Origin of the sequence: Streptomyces sp. NPDC002209 (genome assembly GCF_042890265.1) — a bacterium.
GTDB lineage: Bacteria > Actinomycetota > Actinomycetes > Streptomycetales > Streptomycetaceae > Streptomyces.
The window spans coordinates 134,230-160,074 of record NZ_JBIARX010000004.1 but is presented as its reverse complement, the minus strand read 5'-3'; the positions used below and the strand labels follow the sequence as shown (position 1 = coordinate 160,074).

Sequence of the window (25,845 nt, the reverse complement as noted above, 5' to 3'; positions counted from 1 at the left end):
GCGTGGAACCGTGGGGCAGCCGTCCTTCGGTCGACTGCTCAGGGCACGATCGTGGCTTCCGGGCACTTGGATGCGCATCGCGGGAAAGCGGGAGAAGGCACTCCCTCGATCGGGGGAGGTCACCGGCCGGCTGCCCGACCATACTGGCCGACTATGATCAAGAGCATCCGGCCGCTGCTGCGCGGCTCCACGTACTCGGGCATGCTGTTCGCCTGCTGCGGCGCGGTGGCGAGCCTTCCACTGCTGCCCTTCGCGCTGCTGCCGCTGTTGGCGTGGCGATCCGCTCCCGAGGCGGTGCAGACCGTTCTGGTCCTGCTGGTCTGGGCGGCGCTCATCGGTGTGGTCGGGCTGGCCCGCATCACACGGCGGGCGCTGATCGCGTCCGCCCGCCGGCTGTTGAGCGTGCCGCTGCCGGATCCCGTGGCCGCACGCCGGCCCGCACGCTCGGATGCCGACCGCTGGCGGACTCCTCTCTGGCTGCTGCTGCACGTGGCACTGGGGTGGACCGGGGCCCTGGCGAGCGGTGTGCTGTTCCTCGCCGGCCTGGCCTTCCCGGGGGGTTGGCTCGGTGCCGAGGCGGGGCTGAGTCTGTTCGGCTGGTCGGCGCGGGTGGAGGGTGGCTGGCAGAGCTGGGTGGTGGCGCTCGGGTGCCTGCTGCTGGCGGCGGCCGTGTGCGCGGTGGTGACGAACTCCTTGCGGTGGTTGGCGCCCAGACTGCTGGGGCCGTCATCGGCCGAGCGGCTCGCGCTGGCGGCGGAGAGGGAACTGCACTTGGCCGAACGGAACCGACTCGCCCACGAGTTGCACGACTCCATAGGACACACATTGACGGCGACCACGATCCAGGCCGCCGTGGCGGGCGAGGTGCTCTCCGCCGACCCGGTGGCGGCGCGGGCCGCCCTGCGCAGCATCGAGGAGTCGGCCCGGGCCGCACTGGAGGACCTGGACTACGTACTCGGCGTGCTGCGCGAGGAGAAGGCGGAGACGGCGCCGACCCGCACCCTGGCCGATCTGCCGGAGCTGCTCGACCGGTTGCGGCATGCGGGCGCGGTGGTGGAGCCGGACCTGTCCGGCGAGTTGGCGCAGGTGCAGGGGACGCTCTCGCGGGCGGCGTACCGGATACTGCAGGAGGGGCTGACCAACGCATTGCGGCACGGGGCGGGCGGGCCGATCGTGGTCCGGGTGGCGGCCGCGGAGGACGGGCTGGAGCTCGGTGTCGTGAATCGGACCGGTGCCGGCACGCGTGTGGGTGAGGGCTCGGGCCCCGGCCGTGCCGCCTTCCCGACATCCGGGCACGGCCTGCCCGGGCTGGCCGAGCGCGTGCGGCTGCTGCACGGCGAGTTCGACGCCGGGCCGGACGGGCCGCAGCACTGGCGGTTGGCGGTTCGGCTGCCGGTACGGTGGTCGGCATGATCGGCTCTGGTACGAGCGCAGCTCCCACGCCCAGCCCTGACGCGAGCACCGCCATCGTGACCGGCGCTGCCGCCGGCCCCGTCGGTCCGCCCGTCACACTCCTGATCGCGGACGACGACGAGGTGACCCGCAGCGGTCTGCGCACGTTGCTCGCGGTGCAGCCGGGGATCACGGTGGTCGGGGAGGCCGCCGACGGCGTCGAAGCGGTCGAACAGGCGCGGGGGCTACGGCCGGACGTGGTCCTGATGGATGTGCGGATGCCGCGTTGCAACGGGATCGAGGCCACCCGGCGACTGCTCGCCGAGTCGGACGAACCGCCGAAGGTCGTGGTGATCACCACCTTCGAGAACGACGACTACGTCACCGCCGCGCTCAGCGCGGGGGCCAGCGGCTTCGTGCTCAAGAGGCTTCCGGTCCGCCAGATCACGGAAGCGGTGCGGGTGGTGGCGGCGGGGGAGGCGATCCTCTTTCCGACGGCCCTGCGCCGCATGGTCGCTGCCCGCCCGCTGCACTCCTCGAAGGCGTTGCCGAAGGCGTCGCTGACGGGACGGGAGGAGGGGGTGCTGCGGTTGATGGCCACCGGCCTGTCCAACCCGGAGATCGCGCAGTCGCTGACGGTGAGCCTGGAGACGGTGAAGACGCACGTCGGAAACGTGCTGACCAAGCTGGGCGCGCAGAACCGGACCCACGCGGTGGTGATCGCGTACGAGTCGGGTCTGGTGGTGCCGGGGTTCACCGGCTGACACGACCTCAGCTCGACCGAGTGCGGTCGGCCTGCTGCACATCGCCGCCCACGAGTGGACCAATTCGACCTGCTGACGCTGTCAGGCGGGGTCGTTCCCACCGAACGGCGCCGTAAAGGGAAACCGATCGGCCCCTCGGAACGTGTCGCCGCGCCCATCACCGGTCCCGGCATGGAACCGTCTGCGCATGACCGAAGGCTCGACACCTCACATCTCCCCGGCGCGGATCACCGTGCGGGGCGTTCAACCCGGCAACCCGCCCTTTCGCATCGTGGAGGTCGACGGAGAGTTCATCGGCAGGGCGATGTCGATGACGGACGTGCTGTTGCTCGCCGCGGAGATGGGGATCGTGATCCACGACCTGGACGACATGGAAGTGGTCCGGTGGGTCGGAGGCGGCAAGTTCACCTGGACCCCGCACTAGGTTCTGCCCGGCGGGAGACCGGCCGGATCCCGGCTGGGCACTGCGGCCGCGCGCAGTGCCCAGTCCGGGGTCGGCCCGGGCTTCAGTACGTATGTCCCACGTGCGCGAGTGCTTGCTTCAGCAGTACCCCCTGCCCGCCGGGCATTTCGCTCTGCACGGCTTGGGAGGCTGCCTCCTGGGGACTGAACCACACCAGGTCGAGCGCGTCCTGGCGGGGACGGCAGTCGCCGCTCACCGGCACGATGTAGGCGAGGGACACCGCGTGCTGGCGCGGATCGTGGTACGAGGTGACGCCGGCCGTGGGGAAGTACTCCGCGACCGTGAACGGCTGGAGCGATGCGGGAACGCGGGGCAGGGCCACCGGCCCGAGGTCCTTCTCCAGGTGGCGCAGCAGCGCGTCACGGACCCGTTCGTGGTGCAGGACCCGGCCCGACACCAGGGTCCGGCTGACCGTTCCGTCCGGACCGATGCGCAGCAGCAGTCCGATGCTGGTGACTTCGCCGCTGTCGTCCACGCGTACGGGCACGGCCTCCACGTACAGGATCGGCATCCGGGCGCGGGCCGTTTCCAGCTCGTCCGTGGTCAGCCAGCCGGGCGTGGTTTCGGTCGTGTCAGACATTGTCCGAGCATACTTCCTGGTGGGGTGCCTGCAGGCATGCGGGCCGGATCGGATGCGGGAGTTTCGGGTGGTCAGTCGTCCAGGGCGTCCAGCACCTTGCCCAGGTCCACGAACTTGAAGCCCGTGGCGGTGCGCGGGCCGTCCTCGGGGGCGTCGTGGCCGTCCTGGACCACCAGGAGGCCGCGGGGGAACGCGCGGCCGAGGGGCTGGTTCAGGGCCGCGGCCCCGTCGCACTCCTCCGAGCCGTCCAGGTCCCGCGAGCGCGCGGTGATCCTCACACCGCCCTCGTACTCGTGGTCGTCCTTGCGCTCGCGGTCGTAGAAGGCGAACGTGTTGTCGCCCTGGCTCGACGCCATGAGGTAGCCGTCGCCGTCCCCTTCGTCGACGAGGGTCAGCCCCTCCACGTCCGCGGACAGCCGGCGCCCGCCGAAGCCCGGGTCGGCGCCGGGTGTGCACTCCTCGGTGTTCTCGTCGTAGGTGGCCGGGACCCCGTACTCGCGGACCCGGTCCACCAGTACCGGCGCCGAGGTCAGATCGGCCCGCATCCGCCAGATGCCGACGTCCTCCTGGCCGGCGTAGAGGGTGCCGTCGGCGGGGTCGACGACCATGCCCTCGACCTGGGGCCGCTCGCCCGGTTCACCACAGGGGCTCCATGACGTGCCGTTCGGCAGACGGAAGGAGGAGGGCAGGTCCAGGGTCCGCACCAGGCGGTAGCCGACCGTGCCGCCGGGGGCGGCGGTCAGTTCGAGCAGGGCGAGCCTCGTCTCGTGGCGGCGGCTGACGAGGGCGTAGGAGCGGCCGGTGGCCCTGTCCGTCCAGGTCGCCAGACCGTACGCGGTGCGCTGGTCGTTGATCTCCTCCTGCGAGGCGGAGAAGACCGGAGGAACGGCCGGCGCGGTGACGTCGGTCAGGGGGCCGCCGGGGCGGTCGCGGTCGATGCGGTAGAAGCGGAGGCGGTCGTTGCCCCGGTCGGTGACGACGGCGAGATCCGCCCGGCCGGCCGACAAGCGCATCCGGTGGACCAGGTCGACGTTGTTGAACCGCCCCGGTGAGTCGTCGGGCCCCGGCCCGCTCGGCGCGGGCAGCGACTGCACCTGACGCGCGCCGAGGTCGTAGACCCGCAGCCCGCCCTCCTTGGCCGTGGCGACGACCAGACTGCGGTCGGGGTCGGCGCTGTTGCGCCAGATGGCGGGGTCATCGGCGTTGGCGTTGCCGCCCTCCTCGTCGTCGAACAGGGTGGCGGTCTCCGCCACCGGGGTGACGGCGGGCAGCGGGCCGCTCCTGCGGCCCTGCGCCGTTGCGGGGGCGGCCGCGGTGAGGCCGACGAGGACGGCGAGCGCCGCGGTCAGGGCGAGCGTGGCCGCGGCGGGGCGAGCGGGGCGTGCGGGACGTGCGGGACGATGAGGGTCCACCAGGAGTCTCCAACGGTTGGTCAGACACGCGTGCGGTCATGGCGGCTGAAGACTCGGGCCCCTGCCTTAAGGGCTCCTCGTCGCCGGGCGACGGACAGTCATGCACGGCATGAACACGACGTGTTCGTCGCTCGTCGCCCACCGCTCGCCGGTCACGAACCCGTGCCGGAGCGCGCGGACCAGTGCGGGGACGACACCTGGCCGAGCACCAGCACGCTCAGTCCGAACATCAGGACGCCCAGGGGCACGTGGAGCGACGGTATGTGCGCGATGCCCAACACCACCTGCACCGAGGCGAGTACGAGGAAGCCCGAGGAGTACAGGATGGGGCGGGGCGAGCCGCCGCCCGGCCGCCACGCCAGGACCGCGGCGAGCACGTACAGCATCGACGCGCCGTACATCACCCGCGCACCGACGCCGTGCAGTACCTCGCCGTGGGACGTGGACAGCAGCAGTCCGGCGGTGACGGCCTGGAAGAAGATGGCCGAGGTCTGCAGGGCGATCGCCACCTGCACGAACGTGGGTCTGCGGTGCTGCGCCGTCGTCGTTGCGGCCATGAGTCGGTCCCCTCTTCTGCCTTGCGGCGATGGATCGGTAAGGTCTCGCTGGTCCGACGACGTGGGGCCGTGAAATGTGAGGTGAAGCCAACGACCTCACCATCCGGCGCGGTGTTTCGTCGAAGGGGCGAGAGCGGAAGCGGACGAGAAGCGCCGAGGAACCAGGGAGCGGTCGAGGCCATGAGCAACCCATCCGAGTCAGGGCACGACCGGTCCGAGCCGGGCCTGAGCGACGCGCTCGTCAGCGAGCGACGGCACCTGATCAACCTCGGCTACCGGCTGCTCGGTTCGCTGAGCGAGGCCGAGGACGCCGTGCAGGAGACCTACACCCGCTGGTACGCGATGTCACGCGAACGCCAGGAGGCCATCGAGTCGCCCGGTGCCTGGCTGACGACGGTGGCCACCCGCATCTGCCTGGACCAGCTCGGCTCGGCGCGGGTGCGTCGCGAGAGCTACGTCGGCGCGTGGATCCCCGAGCCGCTGCCCGACCGTACGGAGTGGCACGGCGGGCCGGCGGGAGGCAGCAGCAGCGAGCCGGCCGACCCGGCCGACCGGGTCACCCTGGACGAGTCGGTGAGCATGGCCTTCCTCGTCGTACTGGAGGCGATGACACCGGCCGAACGCGTCGCGTTCATCCTGCACGACGTCTTCCGGTACCCCTTCGCAGAGGTCGCCGAGATCGTCGGCCGGACGCCGGCAGCCTGCCGGCAGCTGGCTTCCTCGGCCCGACGGCGCATTCGCGCCGAGCGGGCTCCGGCCGCTGCGACGGGTGAACAGGCCGCCTTGGTACGGAACTTCAAAGAGGCGTGGGAGGCGAAGGACATCGTGGCCCTCGTCGACCTCCTCGACCCCGATGCCACGATGGTCGCCGACGGCGGTGGCCTGGTCGGCACCGTCCTGCGCCCGGTCGAGGGCAGCGAGCGCATCGCCGAGTACCTGATCCACATCGCCGCCAAGGCCCCCGGGCTGACGCTCCTGGAGCGGACGGTCAACGGCCGGCCCGGTCTCGTCGCCCAACACTCCGGCGTCACCGTGACCGTGGCGGCGTTCGAACTCACCGGGCGCCGCGTCACCCGTATCTGGGCGGTCCGCAACCCGGAGAAACTCCGACCGTGGACCCGTGGCCTGGACCTCCGCGACGCATAGGCTCCAGGGGTACGGGCATACCGCTCAGCCCTGCTCCCGGACGCCCCACGGCGAGCCGTACGCGGTCAGCAGGTCCAGGAACGGGCGTGGCGGAAGGGCCTCGGGGCCGAGCACGCCCGCTCCTGCCCACACTCCGCCCGCCAGGAGCTCGAGCGCCACGACCGGGTTGACCGCGGTCTGCCAGACCACGGCCTGGGAACCGTACTCGTGCATGGACCACTGGTTGTCCACCACGTGGTACAGGTACACCTCCCGCGGCCGGCCGTCCTTGGTGCCCTTCACCCAGGTGCCCGCGCAGGTCTTGCCGGCCATCCGCTCGCCCAGCGTGGCCGGGTCGGGCAGGCACGCCGCGACCACGTCGCGCGGGGAGACCTGCACCGGGGCGCCGTCCGCGCCGCGCACCGTGACCGGCTCGGTCGAGTCCAGGCCCAGCGCGTGCAGGGTCTTCAGCTTGGCGATGAAGTCCTCGCCGAGCCCGTACTTGAAGGTGACCCGGTCGGCCTCCACCCAGCGCGGGACCAGCAGCACCTCCTCGTGTTCGACGTTGACGCACTCGACCGCGCCGATGCCCTCCGGGAAGTCGAACACCTCCGGCTCGCTGAACGGCTCGGTGGTGAACCAGCCGCGGTCCCGCTCGTAGACCACAGGCGGGTTCAGGCACTCCTCGATCGTCGTCCAGATGTTGAACGACGGGGCGAAGTCGTGGCCCTCGACGGTCAGGTTCGCCCCGTCACGGATGCCGATCTCCTCGATCTCGTCGAACAGCTCATCGGCCGCGTACCGGGCGAAGACGTCCGACAGGCCGGGTTCCACACCCATGCCGACCAGCGCCAGCCGGCCCGACTTCTCCCACGCGCCGGCCCGCGCGAACTGCTCGTCGCCGAGTTTGACCCCGCACTGGGCGTACGGCCGGCCGGGGTGCGGCCGGGACAGCGACATCGCCATGTCCACGTAGTGACTGTCCGCCGCGAGAGCCGCCTCGAACAGCGGCATCACGAACCGCGGATCGGTGGCGTTCAGCAGTACGTCGCACCGCTCCTCTCCGAGGAGCGCGGCCACCGCCGCCTCGTCGGAGGCGTCGATGCGGCGCGCGACGAACCGGCCGGTGCCGGTGCCGGTGCCGGTGCCCGGGCCGGTGTCGACCGCGGCCACGGCCGCCTCGGCGCGGGCGAGGTCGTAGTCGGCGACCACGAAGTGGTCGAAGAAGTCCCGGCGGGCCGCGATCCGGGTGATCGCGGTACCGACGCCGCCGGCGCCCACAAGCAGAACACGCATGACGAAACCCTCTCTCGGTGAGGTCCGCGCAGGTCCGCGCCTCATGGCAGGGATGAAAGCCGGGTCGGCGAGATAAGGTCAATGGTGTTGGCATAAGACCCCCCGTACGGTCGCCGGTCCGGCGCCGGCCGTACGTACGCGGCGCAGGAAGGCACCCGATGGCGAAGCAGGTGGTCCCCGAGGAAGCCCGCAGGCGACGGCGCCCCACCCGGCAGGGCACCGTCCTGTCCGAACGGCTGATCGTCGACACCGCCCTGCGCATGCTGCGCGAACACGGCAGCGCCGGGCTGTCCGCCCGCCGGCTCGGCGCCGCCCTCGGGGCGGACCCCAGCACGCTCTACCGGTACTTCGACGGCATGGACGGCCTCACCCTCGCCATCGGCGAGGAGCTGATCGGGCGGGCCCTCGACGGCTGGGCGGCCACCGGGGACTGGAGCCGTGACCTGCGCGAACTCGGCCTCCGCATCCACGGCGCCTACCTCGCCCACCCGCAGGCCGCCGTACTGACCGCCAGCCGGGTGACCGGCCGGCCCCGCGAGATCGCCGCCGACGAGGCCGTCCTCGGCATCCTGCGCACCGCCGGCTTCCCCGACCCGGAGGCCGTCCTGATCTACCACGCCTTCATCGACCAGAGCCTGGCCTTCGCGGCCCTCGACGCGGGCGCCCTCGCCCTGGCCGAGCCCTCCCGGACCTCCGACGAGCAGCAGTGGGAGTCCACCTACGCCCGGCTGCCGGCCGAGCAGTACCCGCACATCGCGGCCACGACACGGCTGCTCGCCGCCCGGATGAACCACAGCGCCTACCCGGTCGCCCTGGACATGCTCCTCGCAAGCGCGGAGGCCCGGCTCCGGACGGCAACGCGGCGGGTGCGCGGGGCGGCGCGTCGAGGTGCGCGGGGTTTGGCCGCTGGCGAGACTGGACCCATGACGACAATGGCGGTACTCGAGGGCGGGCCGGAAGATCTGCCGGAGCGGATCGTACCGGTCACCGCGGCGGGCGAAGACGTGAAGATCGCGCATCGCGGCGGATACGAACACTTCAAAGCCACGTCGCGAGTGCGGAACGGTCCGGAAGGCCGGCTCCCCGTCTACGAGTGGTGGGAGCGCACGGAGATCGCCGAGTAGCGGCCTGCGCCCGGACAGCGCGCATGACTGCTTTCGCCGGACCGCCGGCCGGCCTGCACACCCTGCTCGGCGAGGCGCACCGGCTGCTGCCCGGCATCATCGACGTGCGCCGCACCCTCCACCGGGCACCGGAGCTCGGCTTGCACCTGCCGCTCACCCAACAGGCCGTCCTCGAGGCCCTGACCGGCCTGCCCCTGCACATCACCGCGGGGGAGCGGCTCAGTTCGGTGGTCGCCACCCTGGACGGCGCGCAACCCGGCCGGACCATCCTGCTCCGCGCCGACATGGACGCCCTGCCCCAACAGGAGGACACCGGCCTGGACTACGCTTCCCAGCTCCCGGGCGCCATGCACGCCTGCGGCCACGACCTGCACACCGCCATGCTCGTCGGCGCCGCCCGCCTGCTCTGCGCCCGCCGCGGCCGGATCCGCGGGCGCGTCGTGTTCATGTTCCAGCCCGCCGAGGAACGCGGGGGCGGCGCCCCGTACATGATCGAGGAAGGCGTCCTGGACACCCCGGACGGCAGCGGCGTGGACGCGGCGTTCGCGCTGCACGTCATGACCCGCTTCGAGACCGGCACCGTGCACGTACGTCCAGGGCCGATGTTCGCCGCATCCGACCTGATCCGCATCACCGTACGGGGCCGTGGCGGACACGCCTCCGCACCGCACCTCGCCCTCGACCCGGTTCCCGTCGCGTGCGAAATCGTCCAAGCCCTGCAGACCGCCGTGACGCGCACGGTCAGCGTCTTCGACCCGGTGGTGGTCAGCATCACCCGCATCCGGGCGGGCACGACCAGCAACATCATCCCCGAGACCGCGGAACTGCACGGGACCTGCCGGACGTTGACGTCCGGGACCCGCGGGCTGATGCGCACCGTGATCGAACGGGTCGCCCGCAACGTGGCCGCCGCGCACGGCGCCGAAGCCGAGGTCGACCCGGCCAGCGGCTACCCTCCCGTGCACAACGACCCGGTCTTCACCACCACGGTCCACGAGGCCGCGACCGAACTCCTCGGGCCCGGCCCGGTACGGCACTTGGCCGACCCGGTCATGGCATCCGAAGACTTCTCCTACGTCCTCGAACGCGTCCCGGGAGCCATGGCCCTGCTCGGAGCCCGCCCACCCGCCGTCCCGGCCGACGGCGCCCCGGACTGCCACTCCAACCGCGTCGTGTTCGACGAGAACGCCATGGCGACCGGTACGGCCCTCCACGCAGCCGTGGCACTGCGCTACCTCGCGGCCTGACGGCGTACGAAGCCGCCCGGGCCGCCGCCGCCCGCGCCCCGTCCGACCCCGGTCCCCGTTTCCTACTCGAACGGCACATTGATGCAGGCGAGCCGCGCCCCGGCCGTGCCCGCCGTGCCGGGTTCCGTGTGGGTCGCGTGTTCGTGGATCACCACGGAGCGGGCCGCACCGGCACGGTAACGCCAGGTCAGGGTGGAGGCCGAGGTGCCATCGCCGTCGTGGTCGGTGGTGATGTCGAGCCACGTCTCGTTGCGGGGGTTGGCGTACGCGGGGTTCGTCGAGGGCTGCTTGGGATCCACGGCGTTCTGGTAGTGGGGCCCGGAGTCGTTGGGCTTGCTGCCGCAGGGCTTCTGGTGCACGTGGGCGCCGAACGTCCGGTTCGGCGCCACGCCGTGGAGCCGCAGCGCCACGAGGGTGCCGTCGCCCTCGACCCGCTCCGTGACGGTGACCTTGCTGCCGGCCGGTACCGCTCGGGTGTCGAAGGCGACCGCCTGGTGTGTGGGCCGGCCGTCGGCTGCCCGGAAAGACCCCTCCACCGTCACGTCCTGGCCGGCGACGACGCCGAGGGGCAGGACGGCAGCCAGGGAGGCCGTGAGCGCCGAAACGAGCAAGGACATCTTCTGCTCCTCTTCACCACGGGTTCTCGCCGGGGCTCCCCCCTTCGCCCGCGTTCCAGCCAGGTGAGTGCCGGATCATCAAGCGCCGCACGGCCCGGTGCCCAAGATCGTCCGGATGGGCGGGCCGGCGCTTCCTGGAACCATGTTCGCCCACCGTGCGGCCTCGCGCAGGGCACCTGGGGGGTGTCGGCCTGCTTTTGCCTGTTCAGCCGCGTGGTTCCGGCCGCCCGGCCCCACCGCCGACGCCGTCACCGACGCGGGGCGAGACCCGCCAACCGGGCCGGGCTTCCGGGCCGGTCCGGCATGGCGGCGGGCCGGGGGCGCGGTGCTGCGGAATGCTGATGGCCGAGCCAGGCAGGAGAGACCGTGGACGATCCCAGCCCCCCTGAAGCCCGGAGCTCGGCATCCACCAGCGCGAGCCGCAGTGTTGCCGGTCAGCCGGGAGTCATCGGCATCGCACTCGGCGCCGTGCTGACGGCCGTGCTCGCGCAAGGTTCGTGGCAGTGGTTCGCCACGTACATCGGGGTGACGCTTCTCGCGGTGCTCCTGTGCCTGTACCGGCTGCCGGAGTGGACCCCCGGCATCCGAACTGCCTACATGGGGAATCTGGCGGCGTACTCGCTGGTCGTCGGGCTGTGCGTGGCGATCACGGTGGCCCCCATGCTGCAACGCTGGCCGTGGCTGTTCCCGATGCCGGGCACGCGTGACAGGTGTCCCGCGCTGCGTACGTACGAGAGGATCCGGACGGAGGCGGCGCTGGCGGACCTGGCCGGTCGCGACCCGGCAGCCTTGGCTCACGCACAGGACGTCCAGGGTCATGTCGCCTTCGCCGACTGCCTGTCCTCCACCACGACCCTGTGGCTGCCGGCCTACGCGGCAGGAGTGGCCGTGCTCGTGGGTCTGGGCGCGTGGTCCTTCGGTCGGGCCCGGGCGGGGCACGAGGAGCGCCGTGGTCGGGCATAGACCTCCTCGTCGGGGCTGAGCGGTGGCGTGGACGGGGTTCGCGGCTACTTGCTCTGCAGCTTTCCCAGCGGGTCGGGGGTGTTCTCCAGTGCGGTGACCGCCGTCTTCCAGCCGGTGTCCCCGGGGTGGAGGGCGCTGCGGAGGAAGGCCGTGGTGAACTGCTGGATCAGGGCGACGCGGGCGGGACTCTCGTCCGTGGTCTCGGCGACCTCGTACCCGGGGATGCCGCCGAGCGAATGCTCCGCCCCGAAGAGCGTGAGCAGGCTCTTGTCGCCCGGGCTGTGGGTGTAGGGGTCGGTGAACCAGTCCGGGCCGCGGGTGGACAGCATGGACTGGTCGTTGTCCCCGGCGACGATGAGGGCCGGCGCGGTCATGGCGTCGAAGGACGGCCTCATGAAGGGGAGGTTCTCGGCGGCGAACGGGGTCAGGTCGTCGCCCAGGCCGGTCAGGGCGAGCAGCACACCCGCCTTGACCCGGGGATCGGACATGTCCTCGCCGGGAACGCCGTCGGAGTCGAGGACGCGCGCTCCCAGCAGCGTGCTCGCCGTCTGGGCTCCCCAGGAGTGTCCGGCGACAGCGATGCGGCTGTGGTCGATCCGCCCGCCGAGGCCCGGCACGGAGGCTTCCAGTACGTCGAGTCCGTCCAGTACGCGGGTGAGGTCCTCGATACGGATGCGCCAGATCCGCGGCGTACGCGGGTCCTCGTGCGGGATGCCGAGCGTCCGGGAGTCGAGGTGGGTCGGCTGGACGACCACGAAGCCGTGGGCGGCCCAGAAGTCGGCGAGCGGCGCGTAGCCGTCCATCGACCAGCCGAAGCCGTGCGAGAAGACGATGACGGGCAGATCGCCGCCGGTCGCGGGGGCGGACACGCGGACCTGGAGGTCCTCGCCGCGGTCCGGGGCGGGCAGGACGACCGGCTTCGCGGACACCACCGTGGTGGGCGCATGTGCGGGCTCGTACGCGTTCGCGGAGTTCGGTTCGGACATGGAGGTGCCTTCCGTTCAGGATCCTCCGGCCTGCGATCACGGCAGAACCGGAACCTTGCTCCGGAAACGATACGGAGCCGTGTTCCGGTTTGCAAGGTGGTCCCGCCCGTCCGTCCGCCTCGCGGAACCGGTCTTCCTATCGGGAGAAGTAGGGCTTGATGCTGACGGCCGGACCGTGGGAGAACTTCTGCACGGCCGCCTTGGCGTCTCCTGACACCGTGACGGAAGAGCTGCCGCCGGCCGGGATCGTGGTCAGCCCGCCGATCGGGACCACCTCGACCGCCTGCTGGGGCGATCCGTCCTTCGGCTGGTCGTAGACCAGATAGACGACGCGGACCGATACCGCCGTGGTGTTCGGGTTCTTGAGCACGACCTGGTCGAATGCGTCGAACTTGGTCAAGGGCTGACCGGCTGCGTCTGCCGGCTTGGCCTCGACGGCGGAGGAACCGGCCGGAAGGTCCGCCGGCACGAGCTCCTTGACGGTCACCCGGACATCGGCGACCTGGCCTGCGTGTTCGCCGCTGAAGGCCAGGACGTCGTGGCTCCCGCCGTGTTGTACGACGAGACCGCCTCGGTCGCTTCCGTAGGCGGTCCTGACCTGCACGTCGGGCAGATCCTTGCCCGCGCTGTCCACAGCCGTGAGAGCCAGGGTCGGCACCACACTGGTGTGCCCCGTGTTGGTGATGGAGAGCGTCTGGTCTATGAACTCCTGCTTGCCGTGCGCGTGGTAGCCGAAGGACAGGGAAGTGACCGACGGGCTCGCGGCAGGCCGTGCCGTGACCGGTGCGGAAGCCGACGGCGCCGCTCCGGCCGGAGGTGTGTTGGCACCGCTCGGACTGCAGCCGGCCAGTGCGACGATGCCGAGGACGGCACCTGCAAGTGCTGCGCCCCGTGAGTGTCGAATGAAGGATCGATCAGTGCTTGGCATCGTCGGAGATTAATGCAGGCAGGGGTGGCCACGAGGCCTCCGGTGTGTGGTTCTTCTGGGTCGATGAACCCCTACCGGAGACCTCGCTCCTTCCCGATCGGGACACGTCGCCGCTCAGCTCACTTCGAAATACGGCCTACGAGTCGTGCTTGGGCCAGACGGGGCCCTGATCGGTCCAGGTGACACCCTTGTTGCGGCAGAGGCAGAAGGGGTGGCCAATGGGGTCGGTGTAGACGCGGAAGCCGTAGCCGTTGGGGCCTATGCAGTCCCGCTGCAAGGTCGCGCCGAGGGCCAGGACGCGGTGCTGTTCGGCCTCGATGTCGTCGACTTCGAAGTCGAGGTGGAACTGCTTGGGGTGCTCGCTGTCGGGCCACTGCGGGGCGCGGTAGTCCTCCACCTGGATGAAGGCCAGTTCGATATCGCCGAACTGGACACCGGCCCAGTGCTCGTTGCTGCCCTCCTTGACCGGGAGCCCCACCACCTCGGAGTAGAAGGCCGCCAGCTTCATCGTGTCCGGGCAATCGATAATGAAGTCGGTTAGTCGTAGCATCCCGCGATCTTGCCACAAGATCAAATGAGCCGGACTTCGAGACGGAACCTACGCGCACGGGTTCCCCGTGGCCGCCCCCTGGGGGGTGAGATCGCGTACGGAACCCGACTCCACGGGCGTTGCGAGGGCGGAACACAGCCGGGCGACCGCCTGGCCGGTGTTGATGGAAGTGAGGTCGGCCGGACGGTGGGCGATCCTTTGCTCGGGGAGCGTTTCCCCCTGTCGCCCCACGATGCCGATCGCGCCTCGAGCGAACAAGGCCAGGGGGGCGTCGGGGCCGTCGCCCAGGGATCGTACGGACGTCCAGCTGGAGGACACGCGCATGGCGGACTGCCGAGGTTGCTCCTGTCCGCCCACACTCCAGACCCACACCCGCGCCGTCGAAGCATCTTCGAGTTCGTCCATCTCCTTCTCGAGTCCATCCGTGGCACCCGGGCCGAACGTGGGAATGATCTCGGGATACTCCGTTCCCAGATCGAGGAGAGTCGTGGCGTACAGGCGCTTTCCTGACCGGTCGAGGGTGATCCGGGCGTTGCCGAGGGTGTCGCTGAGGCCGGGACGCTGCGCGACCACCTCACCCGTGCCGACGTCCCAGACCTTGATCTCCGTTCCCCATTCGGAGGCCGAGGGCGAGAGAATTGCGGCGATGCGCGTGCCGTCACCCGAGACGGCGACGGCACCGTCGACGGCGTAGCGCGCCAGAACGGTGTCCTCCACGCTCCCATTGGCTCCGGTCAGCCGGATCCTCCTGAGCTCATGGCGGGTGTACGGGTCCTTGCCGCCATCGCCGGTCGTCATGACCAGCGCCGATTCTCCGCCCGGTGCCAGCCAGAAACCCGTCACCGACCTGAGGCCCATGTAACTGTCCCAGTGCAGGGGCGTTTCACTGAGGAGCCGGCCGGTCGCGAGCTCACGCCTCTGCAGTTCCCAGGTGTCGTTGGCGGTCTTGAGCACGAGCCCGATCACCTTGCCGGACGGATCGATGCTCATGTCGTCCACGGACGCCATGCGCGCGACGCCCTTCACCGGAACGACGACCGTGGCCCGGCCCGAGCCCGTGTCGAACACCGTCAGGCACGTGGTCAGCTCGATCGCGGTGGGATCCCGTGGCCGGCACGGATTGTCCTTGAACTCCGCAGTGATGGCAGGGGCCATGGGCGTGATGAACGCCGCGTACCGACCACTGGCGTCGACGGCCGGCCGGTTGCCCTGCATCACCGGGTCGAGCAGCCGCAGAGCGACCCGCTCCACCGTGCGGCCGTTCTCCGCGACCCGCCACACCGCGGGTTTCAGATCGGGAGCCGTCAGAGCGATCGTCCTGCCGTCCGCGCTCAGCTGGTTGCGCACGGACGTCACACCTCCGCCCCGCACGACGCCGGTTCCCGAGACGGCGGTGGCGGGGTCGGGCAGCACCAGGTCGGCGGACTGCAGACCGGCGTAGCTGTTCCGGACTTTCGCGCCGGCCTCCTTCGTGGCGGCCGTACGGTGCGCTCGCAGCGCCAGCTGGGCTTCGCCGTAGGCATCGCGCGAGGTGAGCTTCGAGGCGCCCTCGGCGAGGGAGTGGGCCGCGGAAGTGGTGAGCTTCTCCTGCTGGTCGCGCCAGACGAGCGTGCCCGCGACGGCGAGCGCGGTGACCACGGCCGCAGCCCGCAGGCCCAGTCCGCGGTGCCGGCGGCGGCTGCGGGCGAGATACCGGCGCTCCTGCGAGCCGATCTCGTCCGGATGGGTGCGCAGCCAACGGCGCGCCTCGCGCGCGTCGGAGAGCGACAGCAGGCGCCGCTTCGGGCATCCCTCCCCGTACCAGGTGTCGATCCTCCGGCGCAGACCGTCCTGCCAGATGCGAAAGTCGCGGTCGCGCAGGGCGAGTTGGTGCAGTCGTTCCCATCGGGTGATCAGGGAGTCGTGCGCGAGCTCCACGCCGAGTCGGGTCTGCTGGTCGTCGGCCCCGTCGGGGTCCTCGTCCTCTGCGGTGAACCGGGGTGCGTCGACCAGCTCCCGGACGACGACCACCCGGGAGGTGGCCAGACGGCCGGCCAGCGCCCAGATGTCGTCGCCGAACTCGCCGCGCGCCGCGGAGCGCCGAGTGAACGCGACACGGTCGGGGAGTGGATGGACGAGCTGGGTCAGCAACCGTGCTGCGCGGGTCTGTTCGGAGCTGTCGAGCCCGCTCCACATGTGCTCGGCATGATCGGCGAGGGCGTTCTGGACGCCGCCCAGAGCCTCGTACGCCTCGTGTGTCAGCAGGCCGTTGCGCTGGTGCTCCCACATCCGGGAGAGGGTGAACTGCACGAGCGGAAGACGCCCGGGCGCGTGCCCCACCTCGTCCATGATGCGGTTGACCAGGCCCTCCTCGTACCTCATCGTCCGCAGCTTCCCGACCGGTCCGACGATGGACCGGCGCAGCTCGGCGTCATCGAGCTCGCCGACCGTCACGAGCCGTTCGCCGTCCACCAGGAAGCCGAGCAGGGGCCGTTTGAGCGCGCTGCCGAGGAAGTCGGCACGCAGCGCGCACAGCAGGCGGACGGGAGAACCGGGCCAGGGGGCGGCACCGGAATCGCGGCCCGTCTCACCGCCGGAGCCCGCAACGACGGAGCGCAGCGCGGTGGCGAAGCCGTCCGCGTCCTGGTCGGAAGCGGCGAAGATCTCCTCGAGCTGGTCCACGAAGATCAGTAGTCGCTCTGCGCCGCGTGCCTCCAGCACGGCGCCGGTCACCTCTCGCATCCCGTCCCGGACGATGCGGTCGGCCAGCTCGGTCACCCTGTCGAGACGCCGTACGGCGTCGGACCGTGCGGCGTCGGGTTCGGCACGGGTCCGCTCCGGCGCGAGTGCACGGTCGAGTGCGAACGCGAGGGAGCGCAACGGCGTCCGCGCCTCGGAGGGGCGCATGGGAACGACCAGTGTGCCGGGTTCGGCGCGGAGCCGTGGCAGCACGCCCGCCCGGACGAGCGACGACTTGCCCACGCCGGAAGGTCCGATCACCGTGACCACCGGCGCGGCCCGGCTTCGCCGGGCAATCTGGGCGGAGAGCCCGTCGCGCCCGAAGAAGACGTCGGATTCCGCCTCCGAGAACGCGCGCAGCCCGGGGAACGGCGAGGGCGGCTGGGCCATGGTCCTCAGCTGGGGCCATGCCTCGAACAGTCCGGCAGTCGGCACCATGTAGGCGCTGCGGACGCCTGAGCCGCGCCAGGCGGTCACGATCATGCCGACGGCTGCCGCGCGCCCCGGGTCCCAGACGGGAACACCCGAGAATCCCTTGCGGATGTCGAACTGGCTGCTGCTGTCCACGTCGATCTGGACCCAGCCCCGGGCCTGCCGTCCGCGCAGCCGCCCTATGCTCCACACTCCGCTGTCGGACAGTTCGGGAAAGCCCAGCACCACTCCGCGGAGGTCGAAGGTCTCCCGGGCGTCGACCAGCGCGGCCGGGGTCGCAGCGGACGGGGGCGGGTCGACCAGACGGAGGCCTGCGATGTCTTCCGGGGCGCTCTCGCCGGGCGGCACCCAGTGGTCGACCCGGGCCGTCACCCGGACGCCCGGGGCCACGAGCGGAAAGTCCACGGTCAAAGTACCCCGCGGGTGCCGGGAGCTCCCTCCGTCCGACCCGAGCGCCATGTTGACGACGTGAGCACAGGTCAGCAGGTGCTCCGGGGCCGCCAGGAACGCACCCCCGACAGGGCGCCCGCCCTGGCCCCAGACGCGGGCCACGGCGGCGCCCAGCGGGCTCACTGCGGCGGACCCGGCCGAGCCCGTGGTCGCACCGTCGGGCTCATGGCTCACCCATCCCCCTCCTTCACCCCGCTCCCACCGCGATTCTGATAAGCATTGCACAACACCCGTTGCAGGCAGGAGAGTTGACGTACCTCTGCCATTCGCACGTCACCAGGATCCGAGGAGCTCCGGAGTATGTCCGAACTGATCGAGATGCCCCTGGACGGAGGAGGCACCGTCTGGATGGAGGTTCCGGACGACCTTCCCGTGATCGAACGGGTGGGCAGGGGGGACGATGCCCTGCGCACGACCGCGCGAACGCTCCAGGAGGCCCTGTCCCGGGTCGGTCCGGCGGTCGACGCGGTGATCGGCCAGCTCCGTTCCGCTGCCGTTGTGCCGGATGAGGTGAACGTCCAGTTCGGAATCAAGATCACGGCTGAGGCGGGAGCGGTCATCGCCAAGGCGGCCACGGAGGCGAACTTCACGGTCTCGGCGACGTGGTTGCGAGAACGGGGGGCGGGAGGGGCGGGCTCCGGCGGGGCAGCCGACGGCGGCGGTGCCGGCAACGCCGCGGAGGACGCCTGAGCGGGTACTGCGCGGAGCCGCCGTCCCCGTCAGTCGTCCGCCGGGTGCACCACCTCCACCCCGCGGTCGCGCAGCTCCTTGACCACCGGCGAGTCGTCGGGCGCGTCCGTGACGATGAGGGCGATCTGCTCCATCGAGCAGATGCGGCCCAGTGCCGCCCGGCCGAGCTTGTCCGCGGTCGCGACCAGGACCACCCGCTGCGCCGCGGCCACGGCGGCCCTTTTCACCTGTACGTCTTCGAGGTTGTAGGCCGTCGCCCCCTGGACCGGGTCGACACCGCAGCAGCCCAGGACGAACGTGTCGAAGCACAGGTCCTTGAAGGTCTGGACGGGCGTCTGGCCGTAGAAGGAGAGCTCCTCGGGGCGCACCTGTCCGCCGGGCATCAGCAGATGGATGCCGGGGTGTGCGGAGAGGGCGAATGCGGCATGCAGGGAGAGCGGGGTCACCGTGAACTGGCGGTCCGCCATGGCCTTGGCGATGGCCACGGCCGTGGTCCCGGTGTCCAGGGCCACCGTTTCGCCGTCGGTGAGCAGTGCGACCACGGTGCGCGCGAGTCGCTCCTTGGCCTGCGCCCCGGACATGGCCCGGATGGCGTAGGGCGGTTCGACGCCGCCGGGCAGGTTGCTCACGGCGCCGCCGCGCACGCGGCGTAGCGCTCCCCGCGACTCCAGCACTTCCAGGTCGCGGCGGATGGTCATCTCGGACGCACCGGTGGCCTGGGCCAGCTCGGCCACGGTCGCGCGGTTCTGCTGCATGAGCAGGCTCACGACGAACTTGTGCCTCTCCATCACGTTCATGTGTCTGCTTTTAGCACAGAGGGAGCTCCTGGACGGCATTGTTCACATCCGATCTGTTGAAATGAACATCCAGGATGCGTAATGTTCACGCTCTGATGTGAACTTCAGTGCGATGTGAACGTGAATACTGTTCATTTCGCCATGGGTGATGAGGAGAGCGATGTCCGCCACCAGTGAGGCCGGCCTGCCCGAAGCGGGAAGGCCGCTTCTCACCACCGTCGCCATCACCGCCTCGTGCGGGGCGTTCGTGGTGATCGGCGCCCTGCAGGCGCTCTACGGCCCGGCGATCCCGGCCCTTCGGGAGGAGTACGGCATCAGCCCCACGGCCGCCGGGCTCAGCCTCAGTGCCCACTTCGTCGGCGCACTCCTCGGTGTGCTGATCTACCACGTGCTGCGCGGCCGCCTGAACAACCGGGTGCTGCTCGGTGGCTCCTACCTGCTGATGGCCGCCGGCGCCGCGGTCTTCGCGTTCTCGCCGAGCTGGAACCTGGCCCTGACCGGCACCTTCGTCATCGGCCTGGGCTTCGGCGGCATCGACTACGGCCTCAACCAGCTGTTCGCCATCGGCTTCGGCCGCCGCAGCACCGCCATGCTCAACCTGCTCAACGGGCACTTCGGTGTCGGCGCCATCGCGGGCCCGGCGCTGATCGGCTGGCTCGGAGCGGACCGCTACCCGCAGATCTTCCTCGGCATCGGGGTGGTGTGCCTGCTCATCCTGGTCACCCTGGGCGGGGTGGCCGCGCGGGAGCCCGAGCCGGCCCCGGCGGAAGGCGGCGCGGCTGCCGGAGCCCGGGTGCTGCCGATCATCGCCGTGTTCATCGGCATCTACGTCCTGCACGTGGCCATCGAAACCGGCGTCGGCGGCTGGGAACCCACCCATCTCGAAGCCGTCGGGTACGGCGCTGCCACCGCAGCCACCGCGACCTCCGCCTACTGGGCGGCGATGACCATCGGCCGGTTCGTGGTCGCCCCGCTCAGCCTGCGCCGGTCAGCACCCTCGATCCTGATCGTCTGCTGCGCCGGCATGGCCGGCTTCCTGGTCCTCGCGACCGTACCGGCGCTCGCCCCGTACGCGTACTTCGGCGTCGGCCTGATGATCGCGCCCATCTTCCCGACCTGCCTGCCCTGGCTGAACCGGGCCGTGCCCGGTGTGGCCGCGGCCGGCGCGTACGTGATCGCCGCCTCGATGATCGGCGGCGTGGCCTTCCCGCCGCTGCTGGGAAGGGTGATCGACACCATGGACGTGAAGGCGGTGCCGCTCGTGCTGTTCGGCCTCGCCGCCGTGTGTGCGGCCCTGAGCCTGTGGCTGCGCAAGAACGCCCCCGACCCCGACGGTGCGAGCGGTCCTCGCACGGCGGGGGCGGACCGTTCGGACGCCGTCACCATGTGAACGCGCGGCCGGCGGTGACAGCAGCCGCTTCCGGGCGGCGTACCGGTGACCCCTCGGTCTCCTGCGCCGAACGGGCGGCGCCCGGCGGCGTCCGTTGGCATCATGGTCGCGCCGGGGAGGTCCTGACGGGGTGGGGTGGCGGCGCTGTGGTCGGTACGGGGGAGCACGAACGGGAGCTGCTGCAGGGTGAACTCGCCGAGCAGGTGGCGCTGCTCGCGGACCGGGCCGGAGCGGACTCCGCGGCCTCGCTGATCCGCCGCACGGCCCGCCGGGCCCAGTCCCCGCGGGCCCGCATCTGCATCATCGGCGGCAGCAACGTGGGCAAGTCCCGCCTCGTCAACGAGCTGATCGGCACGGTCTGCCTGCCGGTGTCCGTGCACCCGACGGACGGACCCCCCGTCGTCGTACGCCCGTTCACCGCCGAACCCGCCCGGTCCGCCGGACCCGGGGCTCCCCCGGCTCCCGAGGAGGCCGCGCCCGAGCTCCCCGGCCCGGCCGGCCTGCGTACCGTACGCGTCGAGGTGCCCTCCGCCTCCTGGCCCGCCCGTGCCGGAGTGGAGATCGTCGACACCCCCGGCTGGGAGGGCTGGTCCGGAGTGCGCCAGCCCGACACCGTCGCCCTCGCCCGGATCGTCGGCGACTGCGACGTGGTGGTCGTCGTCACCGAGGCGCGGCGCGCCATGCTCGCCACCGAGCAGGCCCGCATCAAGGCGCTGGCGGCCGCCCCGCACAGCCCTCCGCTCGCCGTCGTCGTCACCAAGCTCGCCGAGGTCGACGATGAGGCGGCCGACATCCTGCGGCGCGTCAACCACCTCGTCTCGGTCCTGGCCCCCGAGGCTCTGGTGCTGCCCGGACCGGTCCCCGCGCCCGCCGGGGGACAGGGGGCCGGGGAACCGGACGGCATCGCCCCGCTCCGCGCGGCCCTCGGACAGCTGGCCGGCATCCGGCTGCGCCGCGCGCTGCGGACCATCCGCAGGCTGCACCTCCTCTCGGCCACCTGCGGTCTGGTGGAGGAGGCCGCCGCGCGGGCGCTCACGGACGTGCACCGGACCGACCCCGTCAGAACGCGGGCCGCACAGATCTGGCACACGGCCCACGAGAGCGCCCGCTTCCACTGGATCGTGCTCAGCGCCGACGCGGGGGAGTGGCGCGCCTCGCTCGTCCAGACGATCGCAGCCGAGGCGCGCAGGAGACGGGCCGCCGCAGCGCGCGAACTCGCCGCGCGTTTCTCCCGGATGCTGGACACGCCGGAGGAACAGCACTTCATCCGCCTCCACGCGATCCCGTACACCGCCGAGACACTGCACCACTTCGAATCGTGGACCAGCGGGACCGTCGACCGCGCACTCGAGGAGGACACCCGCCGGCTGCGCGGCATCCTGCTCCGCAACAGGCCCGGCGAGGAACTGTTCCAGGGACTGGCCGCCCCCGGTGCCCGGCGGGTCGTGCCGGCCGCGGCACTGCCCGGTGTCGCCGATGCGGCCGCGGCCGCGGAGTCGCAGAACGCCACCGGCTGGGACGCCTCCTGGCTGCCGGAGTTCGTCGGCACCGCCATCGAGAGCGTGCTGACTCCCGTCTCCACCGAGGTCGTGGCGCAGATCGCGGGAGCCGCCGGTACTGCGCTGGTCACGGAGGCGCTCGAACACGGCCAGGCCGAGCGCCGTGAACGCGCCATCGGCGACCTGGAACGGATCGTCGAGGCGGCCTTCACGGAGCAGCTGGCGCGGACCGAGGCACGCATCGGGCAGGTGTACGACCGCCTGCTGAGCCAGGCCCGGGACCGCGACGAGCAGTGGTGGCGGCTGCACACCACGGCCGTCGCCGCGCAGCCGGAGTCCCTCGACCACTGGCGTTCACTGCAGAGCACGGCGCGGTCGCTGAGCCGCTCCGTGCACGCTCACCTCTCTCCCCTGGAAGGGACCTGATGGCGCACGAGAACCGGCAGTTACCGGAGGGCCAGGAATCACCGGCCGTGCAGTTCCGCGGCTGGAGCGACAACATCGGAACCCTGCGTTCGTACTACCAGCGCCTCCAGCGCGTGGCCGGCGAAGCCGCGGCGGTCATCGCCCCGCCCGGCGGCGCGGGCGCGGCACTGGACCTCGGGATCAACGGGGCGGTCTTCGAGCGCGAGACCTTCCGCATCATGGTGCTCGGCGAGTTCAGCAGCGGCAAGAGCACCCTGATCAACGCCTTGCTGGGAAAGCGGCTGCTGCCCACCAAGGCCAACCCGGCCACCGCCTTCACCACCGTCCTGCGCTGGGGCGAGACCGAACGGGCCTGGCTGTACCGGGACGCGGACCGGCAGGGCGTCGAAACGGCCGTCACGACGGAGGAGTTCAAACGAGAGGTCTCCCTCCAGATCGACGCGTACGGCGCGCCCCGCACCCCCTCGTTCGCGCTGGCGGTCGTCGAGCAGCCGCTGGAGCTGCTGCGCAGATCCGTCGAGATCGTGGACTCGGCCGGGATCAACGAGAGTTCGGACCGCGAGCTGGTGACCCTCCGGTACCTGGAGGAGGTGGACGCCGTCGTGTTCGTCACCGACGCGGGACGGCCGTTCACCCTCCACGAGACCGAGAACTACCTCACCCGGGTCCGGAAGCTCGGGCACCGCGACATCTTCTTCGTGGTGAACCAGTTCGACCGGATCGAGGAGGAGGAACGGGCGGAGGTGATGAGCCGCTGCCGCAACGCGGTCGCCGAGCTCAGCGGGGAATCCGGTTCCACCGCCGCCGCCAACGTCTTCTTCATCAGCGCCCTCCAGGCCCTGCGGTCGCGGATCGACGGTGACGCGGAAGGCCTGAAGGCATCGGGGATCGGGCGGCTCGAGTCCGCCCTCGAAGTCTTCTGCATGCGCGACGCGGCCCGCGTGAAGTTCGTCCGTCTCGCCGAGTTCCTGCGCCACAACGCCGTCAACCTGCGGGTACGGTTGCACGACGAGGGCGCGATCCTGATGAAGTCGACGGCGGAGCTGCGCGAGCTCCTCGACCGCAGCCAGTCCACCCAGGACCAGCTGCGTGCCAGCGCCGACGCGATCCGCGACATCGTCGGCGGCAAGATCCTCGACATCGAGGACGAACTGCAGCTGAAATTCAGCACGTTCCTGATCCACATCAGTGACGAGATCGCCGACTGGCACGTCACGAGCGGCCCGGGACGCCTGAGCCGAGCCGTACGGTCCTTCACCAAGGGCGGCCGCGTCGCCGCCCAGCACGAGCTGATGGACGCGTACACCGTCCGGCTCCAGGAACGCATGCAGGTCTTCTGCACCCAGGATCTCGACCAGCTCATCGAGCAGCGGCAGGCCGATCTGGTACGCCAGCTCGAACCGCTCATCAGGGCGCACACCACCCTCCTCGACAAGCTCCGCGCGGAACTCACCGGCACCACGCAGTCGATCAGGGACCAGAACGACCTGCTCTACACACTGGCCATTGCGGCGGGGAAGGGCCACGGGCGCGACGGGCGCCGCCACCGCGACGACGTGCCGCTGCTGTTCCGCCCCAGCTCGCTCATGGCGATCGGCGCGGGCACCGGTGCGACGGTGGTCGGCGGGACGGCCGCCGCCGCAGCGGCCGGCCTGATCAGCCTGGCGCTGCCACCGGTCGGCGTGGCGGTGGCCATTGGTGCGGCCGTCGGACCGCTGCTGGCCTCCGGGGCGGTCATCTTCGCCAACGGCAAGCTGCAGTCGCGGGCGGCGGAGGAGTTCTCCGACCACGTCAAGGACTCGGCGGACCAGACCGCCCGTCAGTACGCGGACAGCCGCGCCGCCGACCTGCGTGCGGTGTGGGGCGGGATCAGCGAGACGCTCCACATCCAGCTCCAGGACCTCATCGGCATCGTCCAGCGCAACATCGAGGAGTCCCGCCTGGACGAGCAGGCCAAGGCGGGCATGCGGGACCAGCTCTATGCGTACGAGCAGCGGATCACCGACGTGGAGCAGCACATCGCGACGTTCCTGCAGCCGTTCGTCTCGGAGACGGACCCCGATCAGGTCTAGGCCGTCTCTTGGCCGGGCGTCAGACGGCGCTGAGGAGCGCGGTGTTCTCGATGCGGCGGGGGCTCGGAGAGGCGTGGAGCGAGCGGGAGCCGGCACCGCCCGGGCCCGCCGCTCGCGAGGCCGTTCTCCTGGACGTAGCGAGCGAACTCGGCCACGATTCTGCGTGAGGCTTCCTCCATGCCCGCACGGGTCATGCCCGCCGCGTGCGGGGAGAGCGTGCAGTGGGGGTTGTCGCCGAGGGGGGAGGCGAATCCGGAGCCCTCCGCCTCGAAGACGTCGACCGCCGCGTGCCACGGACCCGATCCCGGGTCCCGAAGGGCGCGGTCGAGGTCCGCTTCGCGGACCACGCTCGCCCGGGCGGTGTTGACCAGGATCGACCCCGGCCTCATCAGGCGGAGTTCCTCGGACCCGATGAGGCCGTTCGTCTCCGCCGTGGCCGGCACGTGCACGGAGACGATGTCACAGCCTTCCAGCAGCTCCCTCATGGACGCGACCCGGCGACCGGGCCATCCGGCCGCGCGCTCCGGCGTGAAGCGCGGCGATCCGAACACCCACACCTCGGCGCCGAAGGCCCGCACCAGATCGGCGACCCGGCGTGCCGTGGCCCCGGAACCCACCAGTCCGACGCGGGCACCGGCCAGGCTGCCCGTGGGCAGGTTCGCGGTCGCCGCGGTCCAGGAGGCCCCCCGCAGGGCCTGTGCCCGCTGCGACACGCCACGCAGGGCGTCGAGCATGAGGGCCAGGGTCAGTTCGGCGACGGCCCCGGCGTTGGCTCCGGGGGTGGTGCGGAGGGCAACGCCGAGACGTCGTGCGGCCGCGGTGTCGAACGTGTCGGAGCCCGCCGCGGCCCGGCCCACGAGTACCAGACGGTGCCGGAGGGAGTCCGCGGTGGCCCGTTCGAGCACGGCCTCGGTGAGGGGGATGCCGGCCCGGCACTTGAGGGCCTGGTGGCCGAGGCCGCCGTCCTCCAGCTGCCGGGCCAGTTCCTCCTCCGCGAACCCGTCGAAGTCCACGGTCCGCCACCGCTCCGCGATGCGCGACCGCAGGTCGGGATCGGCCACCCGCCGGATGTTGACCGTCGGTTCGAAGCCGAGACGGCTGAGGTCCGCCAGCTCGGTCAGCGCCGCCGTACCCGGAGGGCAGTCCACGACCAGAACCCGGCCGCGGGCCGCGTCGTCCTGTGCCCGGCTCATGCCACTGCCTTTCCGTTGCTCTGTGGATCACGTGTAGCACCGGCGTGCCGCGCATCGGCCATGCGGGGTCCGGATCCGTCGGTTCCGGGTCGGCTCCTTCTGTCATCGGCCGGTTCGGGAATGGTCACCGTCGTGTCTCAGTGGCCTACGGCCGAACTCGGCCGGGAGGAGCTC

22 protein-coding genes and 1 pseudogene are annotated in these 25,845 nt (G+C 71.3%); 12 read left to right on the top strand and 11 right to left on the bottom strand.

Features of this window, described 5'->3' with window-relative positions:
- The first annotated feature begins 153 nt into the window (after positions 1-153).
- From ACFYXK_RS10180 to ACFYXK_RS10170, 3 genes are all read left to right on the top strand, one after another.
- A complete protein-coding gene (locus ACFYXK_RS10180; protein ID WP_389410689.1) occupies positions 154-1,413 on the top strand; it encodes a sensor histidine kinase in 1,260 nt (419 codons plus the stop codon).
- On the top strand, positions 1,410-2,156 hold the full coding sequence (locus tag ACFYXK_RS10175) for a response regulator (RefSeq protein WP_389410688.1): 747 nt from the start codon (positions 1,410-1,412) through the stop codon (positions 2,154-2,156). The genes ACFYXK_RS10180 and ACFYXK_RS10175 overlap by 4 nt, the downstream gene beginning before the upstream one ends.
- Before the next feature lie 187 nt (positions 2,157-2,343).
- Positions 2,344-2,580 carry a hypothetical protein gene (locus tag ACFYXK_RS10170; protein WP_389410687.1) on the top strand — a complete coding sequence of 79 codons (237 nt, stop codon included), beginning with the start codon at positions 2,344-2,346 and terminating at the stop codon, positions 2,578-2,580.
- An 82-nt stretch (positions 2,581-2,662) separates the two neighbouring features.
- On the opposite strand, the gene ACFYXK_RS10165 is transcribed toward ACFYXK_RS10170, so the two are convergent.
- The 3 genes from ACFYXK_RS10165 to ACFYXK_RS10155 form a co-directional block, all read right to left on the bottom strand.
- Positions 2,663-3,199: an NUDIX hydrolase family protein gene (locus tag ACFYXK_RS10165; RefSeq protein WP_030299777.1), complete on the bottom strand. Its 537-nt coding sequence runs from the start codon at positions 3,197-3,199 to the stop codon at positions 2,663-2,665.
- A gap of 71 nt (positions 3,200-3,270) precedes the next feature.
- Positions 3,271-4,611: a phytase gene (locus ACFYXK_RS10160; protein ID WP_389410686.1), complete on the bottom strand. Its 1,341-nt coding sequence runs from the start codon at positions 4,609-4,611 to the stop codon at positions 3,271-3,273.
- A 152-nt stretch (positions 4,612-4,763) separates the two neighbouring features.
- Positions 4,764-5,168: a hypothetical protein gene (locus ACFYXK_RS10155; protein WP_389410685.1), complete on the bottom strand. Its 405-nt coding sequence runs from the start codon at positions 5,166-5,168 to the stop codon at positions 4,764-4,766.
- Positions 5,169-5,348: 180 nt separating this feature from the next.
- On the opposite strand from ACFYXK_RS10155, the gene sigJ reads away from it, so the two are divergent.
- Positions 5,349-6,314 carry an RNA polymerase sigma factor SigJ gene (sigJ, locus tag ACFYXK_RS10150; RefSeq protein ID WP_389410684.1) on the top strand — a complete coding sequence of 322 codons (966 nt, stop codon included), beginning with the start codon at positions 5,349-5,351 and terminating at the stop codon, positions 6,312-6,314.
- A gap of 24 nt (positions 6,315-6,338) precedes the next feature.
- On the opposite strand, the gene ACFYXK_RS10145 is transcribed toward sigJ, so the two are convergent.
- Positions 6,339-7,589: a saccharopine dehydrogenase family protein gene (locus ACFYXK_RS10145; RefSeq protein ID WP_389410683.1), complete on the bottom strand. Its 1,251-nt coding sequence runs from the start codon at positions 7,587-7,589 to the stop codon at positions 6,339-6,341.
- 158 nt (positions 7,590-7,747) lie between these two features.
- Between ACFYXK_RS10145 and ACFYXK_RS10140 the strand changes: the two are divergent.
- From ACFYXK_RS10140 to ACFYXK_RS10130, 3 genes and pseudogenes are all read left to right on the top strand, one after another.
- Positions 7,748-8,437: pseudogene (locus tag ACFYXK_RS10140) on the top strand (TetR/AcrR family transcriptional regulator); the annotation flags it as partial.
- Between the two features lie 75 nt (positions 8,438-8,512).
- Positions 8,513-8,713 carry a DUF5988 family protein gene (locus ACFYXK_RS10135; RefSeq protein WP_389410949.1) on the top strand — a complete coding sequence of 67 codons (201 nt, stop codon included), beginning with the start codon at positions 8,513-8,515 and terminating at the stop codon, positions 8,711-8,713.
- A 23-nt stretch (positions 8,714-8,736) separates the two neighbouring features.
- Complete coding sequence (locus tag ACFYXK_RS10130; RefSeq protein WP_389410682.1) at positions 8,737-9,960, top strand: M20 family metallopeptidase; 1,224 nt, start codon at positions 8,737-8,739, stop codon at positions 9,958-9,960.
- A gap of 62 nt (positions 9,961-10,022) precedes the next feature.
- Here the strand turns inward: ACFYXK_RS10130 and ACFYXK_RS10125 are convergent, their stop codons facing one another.
- Positions 10,023-10,577 (bottom strand): superoxide dismutase family protein, encoded by a 555-nt coding sequence (locus ACFYXK_RS10125; protein WP_389410681.1) that lies wholly within the window; start codon positions 10,575-10,577, stop codon positions 10,023-10,025.
- A gap of 366 nt (positions 10,578-10,943) precedes the next feature.
- Between ACFYXK_RS10125 and ACFYXK_RS10120 the strand changes: the two genes are divergently transcribed.
- Complete coding sequence (locus tag ACFYXK_RS10120) at positions 10,944-11,540, top strand: hypothetical protein (RefSeq protein WP_389410680.1); 597 nt, start codon at positions 10,944-10,946, stop codon at positions 11,538-11,540.
- A gap of 44 nt (positions 11,541-11,584) precedes the next feature.
- Here the strand turns inward: ACFYXK_RS10120 and ACFYXK_RS10115 are convergent, their stop codons facing one another.
- From ACFYXK_RS10115 to ACFYXK_RS10100, 4 genes are all read right to left on the bottom strand, one after another.
- Positions 11,585-12,526, bottom strand: a complete 942-nt coding sequence (locus tag ACFYXK_RS10115; RefSeq protein WP_389410679.1) for an alpha/beta hydrolase family protein — start codon at positions 12,524-12,526, stop codon at positions 11,585-11,587.
- 136 nt (positions 12,527-12,662) lie between these two features.
- Positions 12,663-13,454 (bottom strand): hypothetical protein, encoded by a 792-nt coding sequence (locus ACFYXK_RS10110; protein ID WP_389410678.1) that lies wholly within the window; start codon positions 13,452-13,454, stop codon positions 12,663-12,665.
- Between the two features lie 136 nt (positions 13,455-13,590).
- Complete coding sequence (locus tag ACFYXK_RS10105) at positions 13,591-14,004, bottom strand: VOC family protein (RefSeq protein WP_389410677.1); 414 nt, start codon at positions 14,002-14,004, stop codon at positions 13,591-13,593.
- 48 nt (positions 14,005-14,052) lie between these two features.
- On the bottom strand, positions 14,053-17,778 hold the full coding sequence (locus ACFYXK_RS10100) for an AAA family ATPase (protein ID WP_389410676.1): 3,726 nt from the start codon (positions 17,776-17,778) through the stop codon (positions 14,053-14,055).
- Positions 17,779-17,904: 126 nt separating this feature from the next.
- Here ACFYXK_RS10100 and ACFYXK_RS10095 point away from each other — a divergent pair, with 126 nt between their 5' ends.
- Positions 17,905-18,294 (top strand): CU044_2847 family protein, encoded by a 390-nt coding sequence (locus ACFYXK_RS10095; protein ID WP_389410675.1) that lies wholly within the window; start codon positions 17,905-17,907, stop codon positions 18,292-18,294.
- Between the two features lie 29 nt (positions 18,295-18,323).
- Here the strand turns inward: ACFYXK_RS10095 and ACFYXK_RS10090 are convergent, their stop codons facing one another.
- Positions 18,324-19,091, bottom strand: a complete 768-nt coding sequence (locus tag ACFYXK_RS10090) for a DeoR/GlpR family DNA-binding transcription regulator (RefSeq protein ID WP_389410674.1) — start codon at positions 19,089-19,091, stop codon at positions 18,324-18,326.
- A 160-nt stretch (positions 19,092-19,251) separates the two neighbouring features.
- On the opposite strand from ACFYXK_RS10090, the gene ACFYXK_RS10085 reads away from it, so the two are divergent.
- The 3 genes from ACFYXK_RS10085 to ACFYXK_RS10075 all read left to right on the top strand — a co-directional run bounded on the left by ACFYXK_RS10085 (position 19,252) and on the right by ACFYXK_RS10075 (position 24,478).
- Positions 19,252-20,481 carry an MFS transporter gene (locus ACFYXK_RS10085; protein ID WP_389410673.1) on the top strand — a complete coding sequence of 410 codons (1,230 nt, stop codon included), beginning with the start codon at positions 19,252-19,254 and terminating at the stop codon, positions 20,479-20,481.
- Between the two features lie 146 nt (positions 20,482-20,627).
- Positions 20,628-22,406 carry a GTPase gene (locus ACFYXK_RS10080; RefSeq protein ID WP_389410672.1) on the top strand — a complete coding sequence of 593 codons (1,779 nt, stop codon included), beginning with the start codon at positions 20,628-20,630 and terminating at the stop codon, positions 22,404-22,406.
- A complete protein-coding gene (locus ACFYXK_RS10075) occupies positions 22,406-24,478 on the top strand; it encodes a dynamin family protein (RefSeq protein ID WP_389410671.1) in 2,073 nt (690 codons plus the stop codon). Before ACFYXK_RS10080 ends, ACFYXK_RS10075 begins: the two co-directional genes overlap by 1 nt.
- Here the strand turns inward: ACFYXK_RS10075 and ACFYXK_RS10070 are convergent.
- Complete coding sequence (locus tag ACFYXK_RS10070) at positions 24,475-25,671, bottom strand: NAD(P)-dependent oxidoreductase (protein ID WP_389410670.1); 1,197 nt, start codon at positions 25,669-25,671, stop codon at positions 24,475-24,477. The two genes, ACFYXK_RS10075 and ACFYXK_RS10070, sit on opposite strands and share 4 nt — an antisense overlap.
- Positions 25,672-25,845 lie beyond the last annotated feature (174 nt).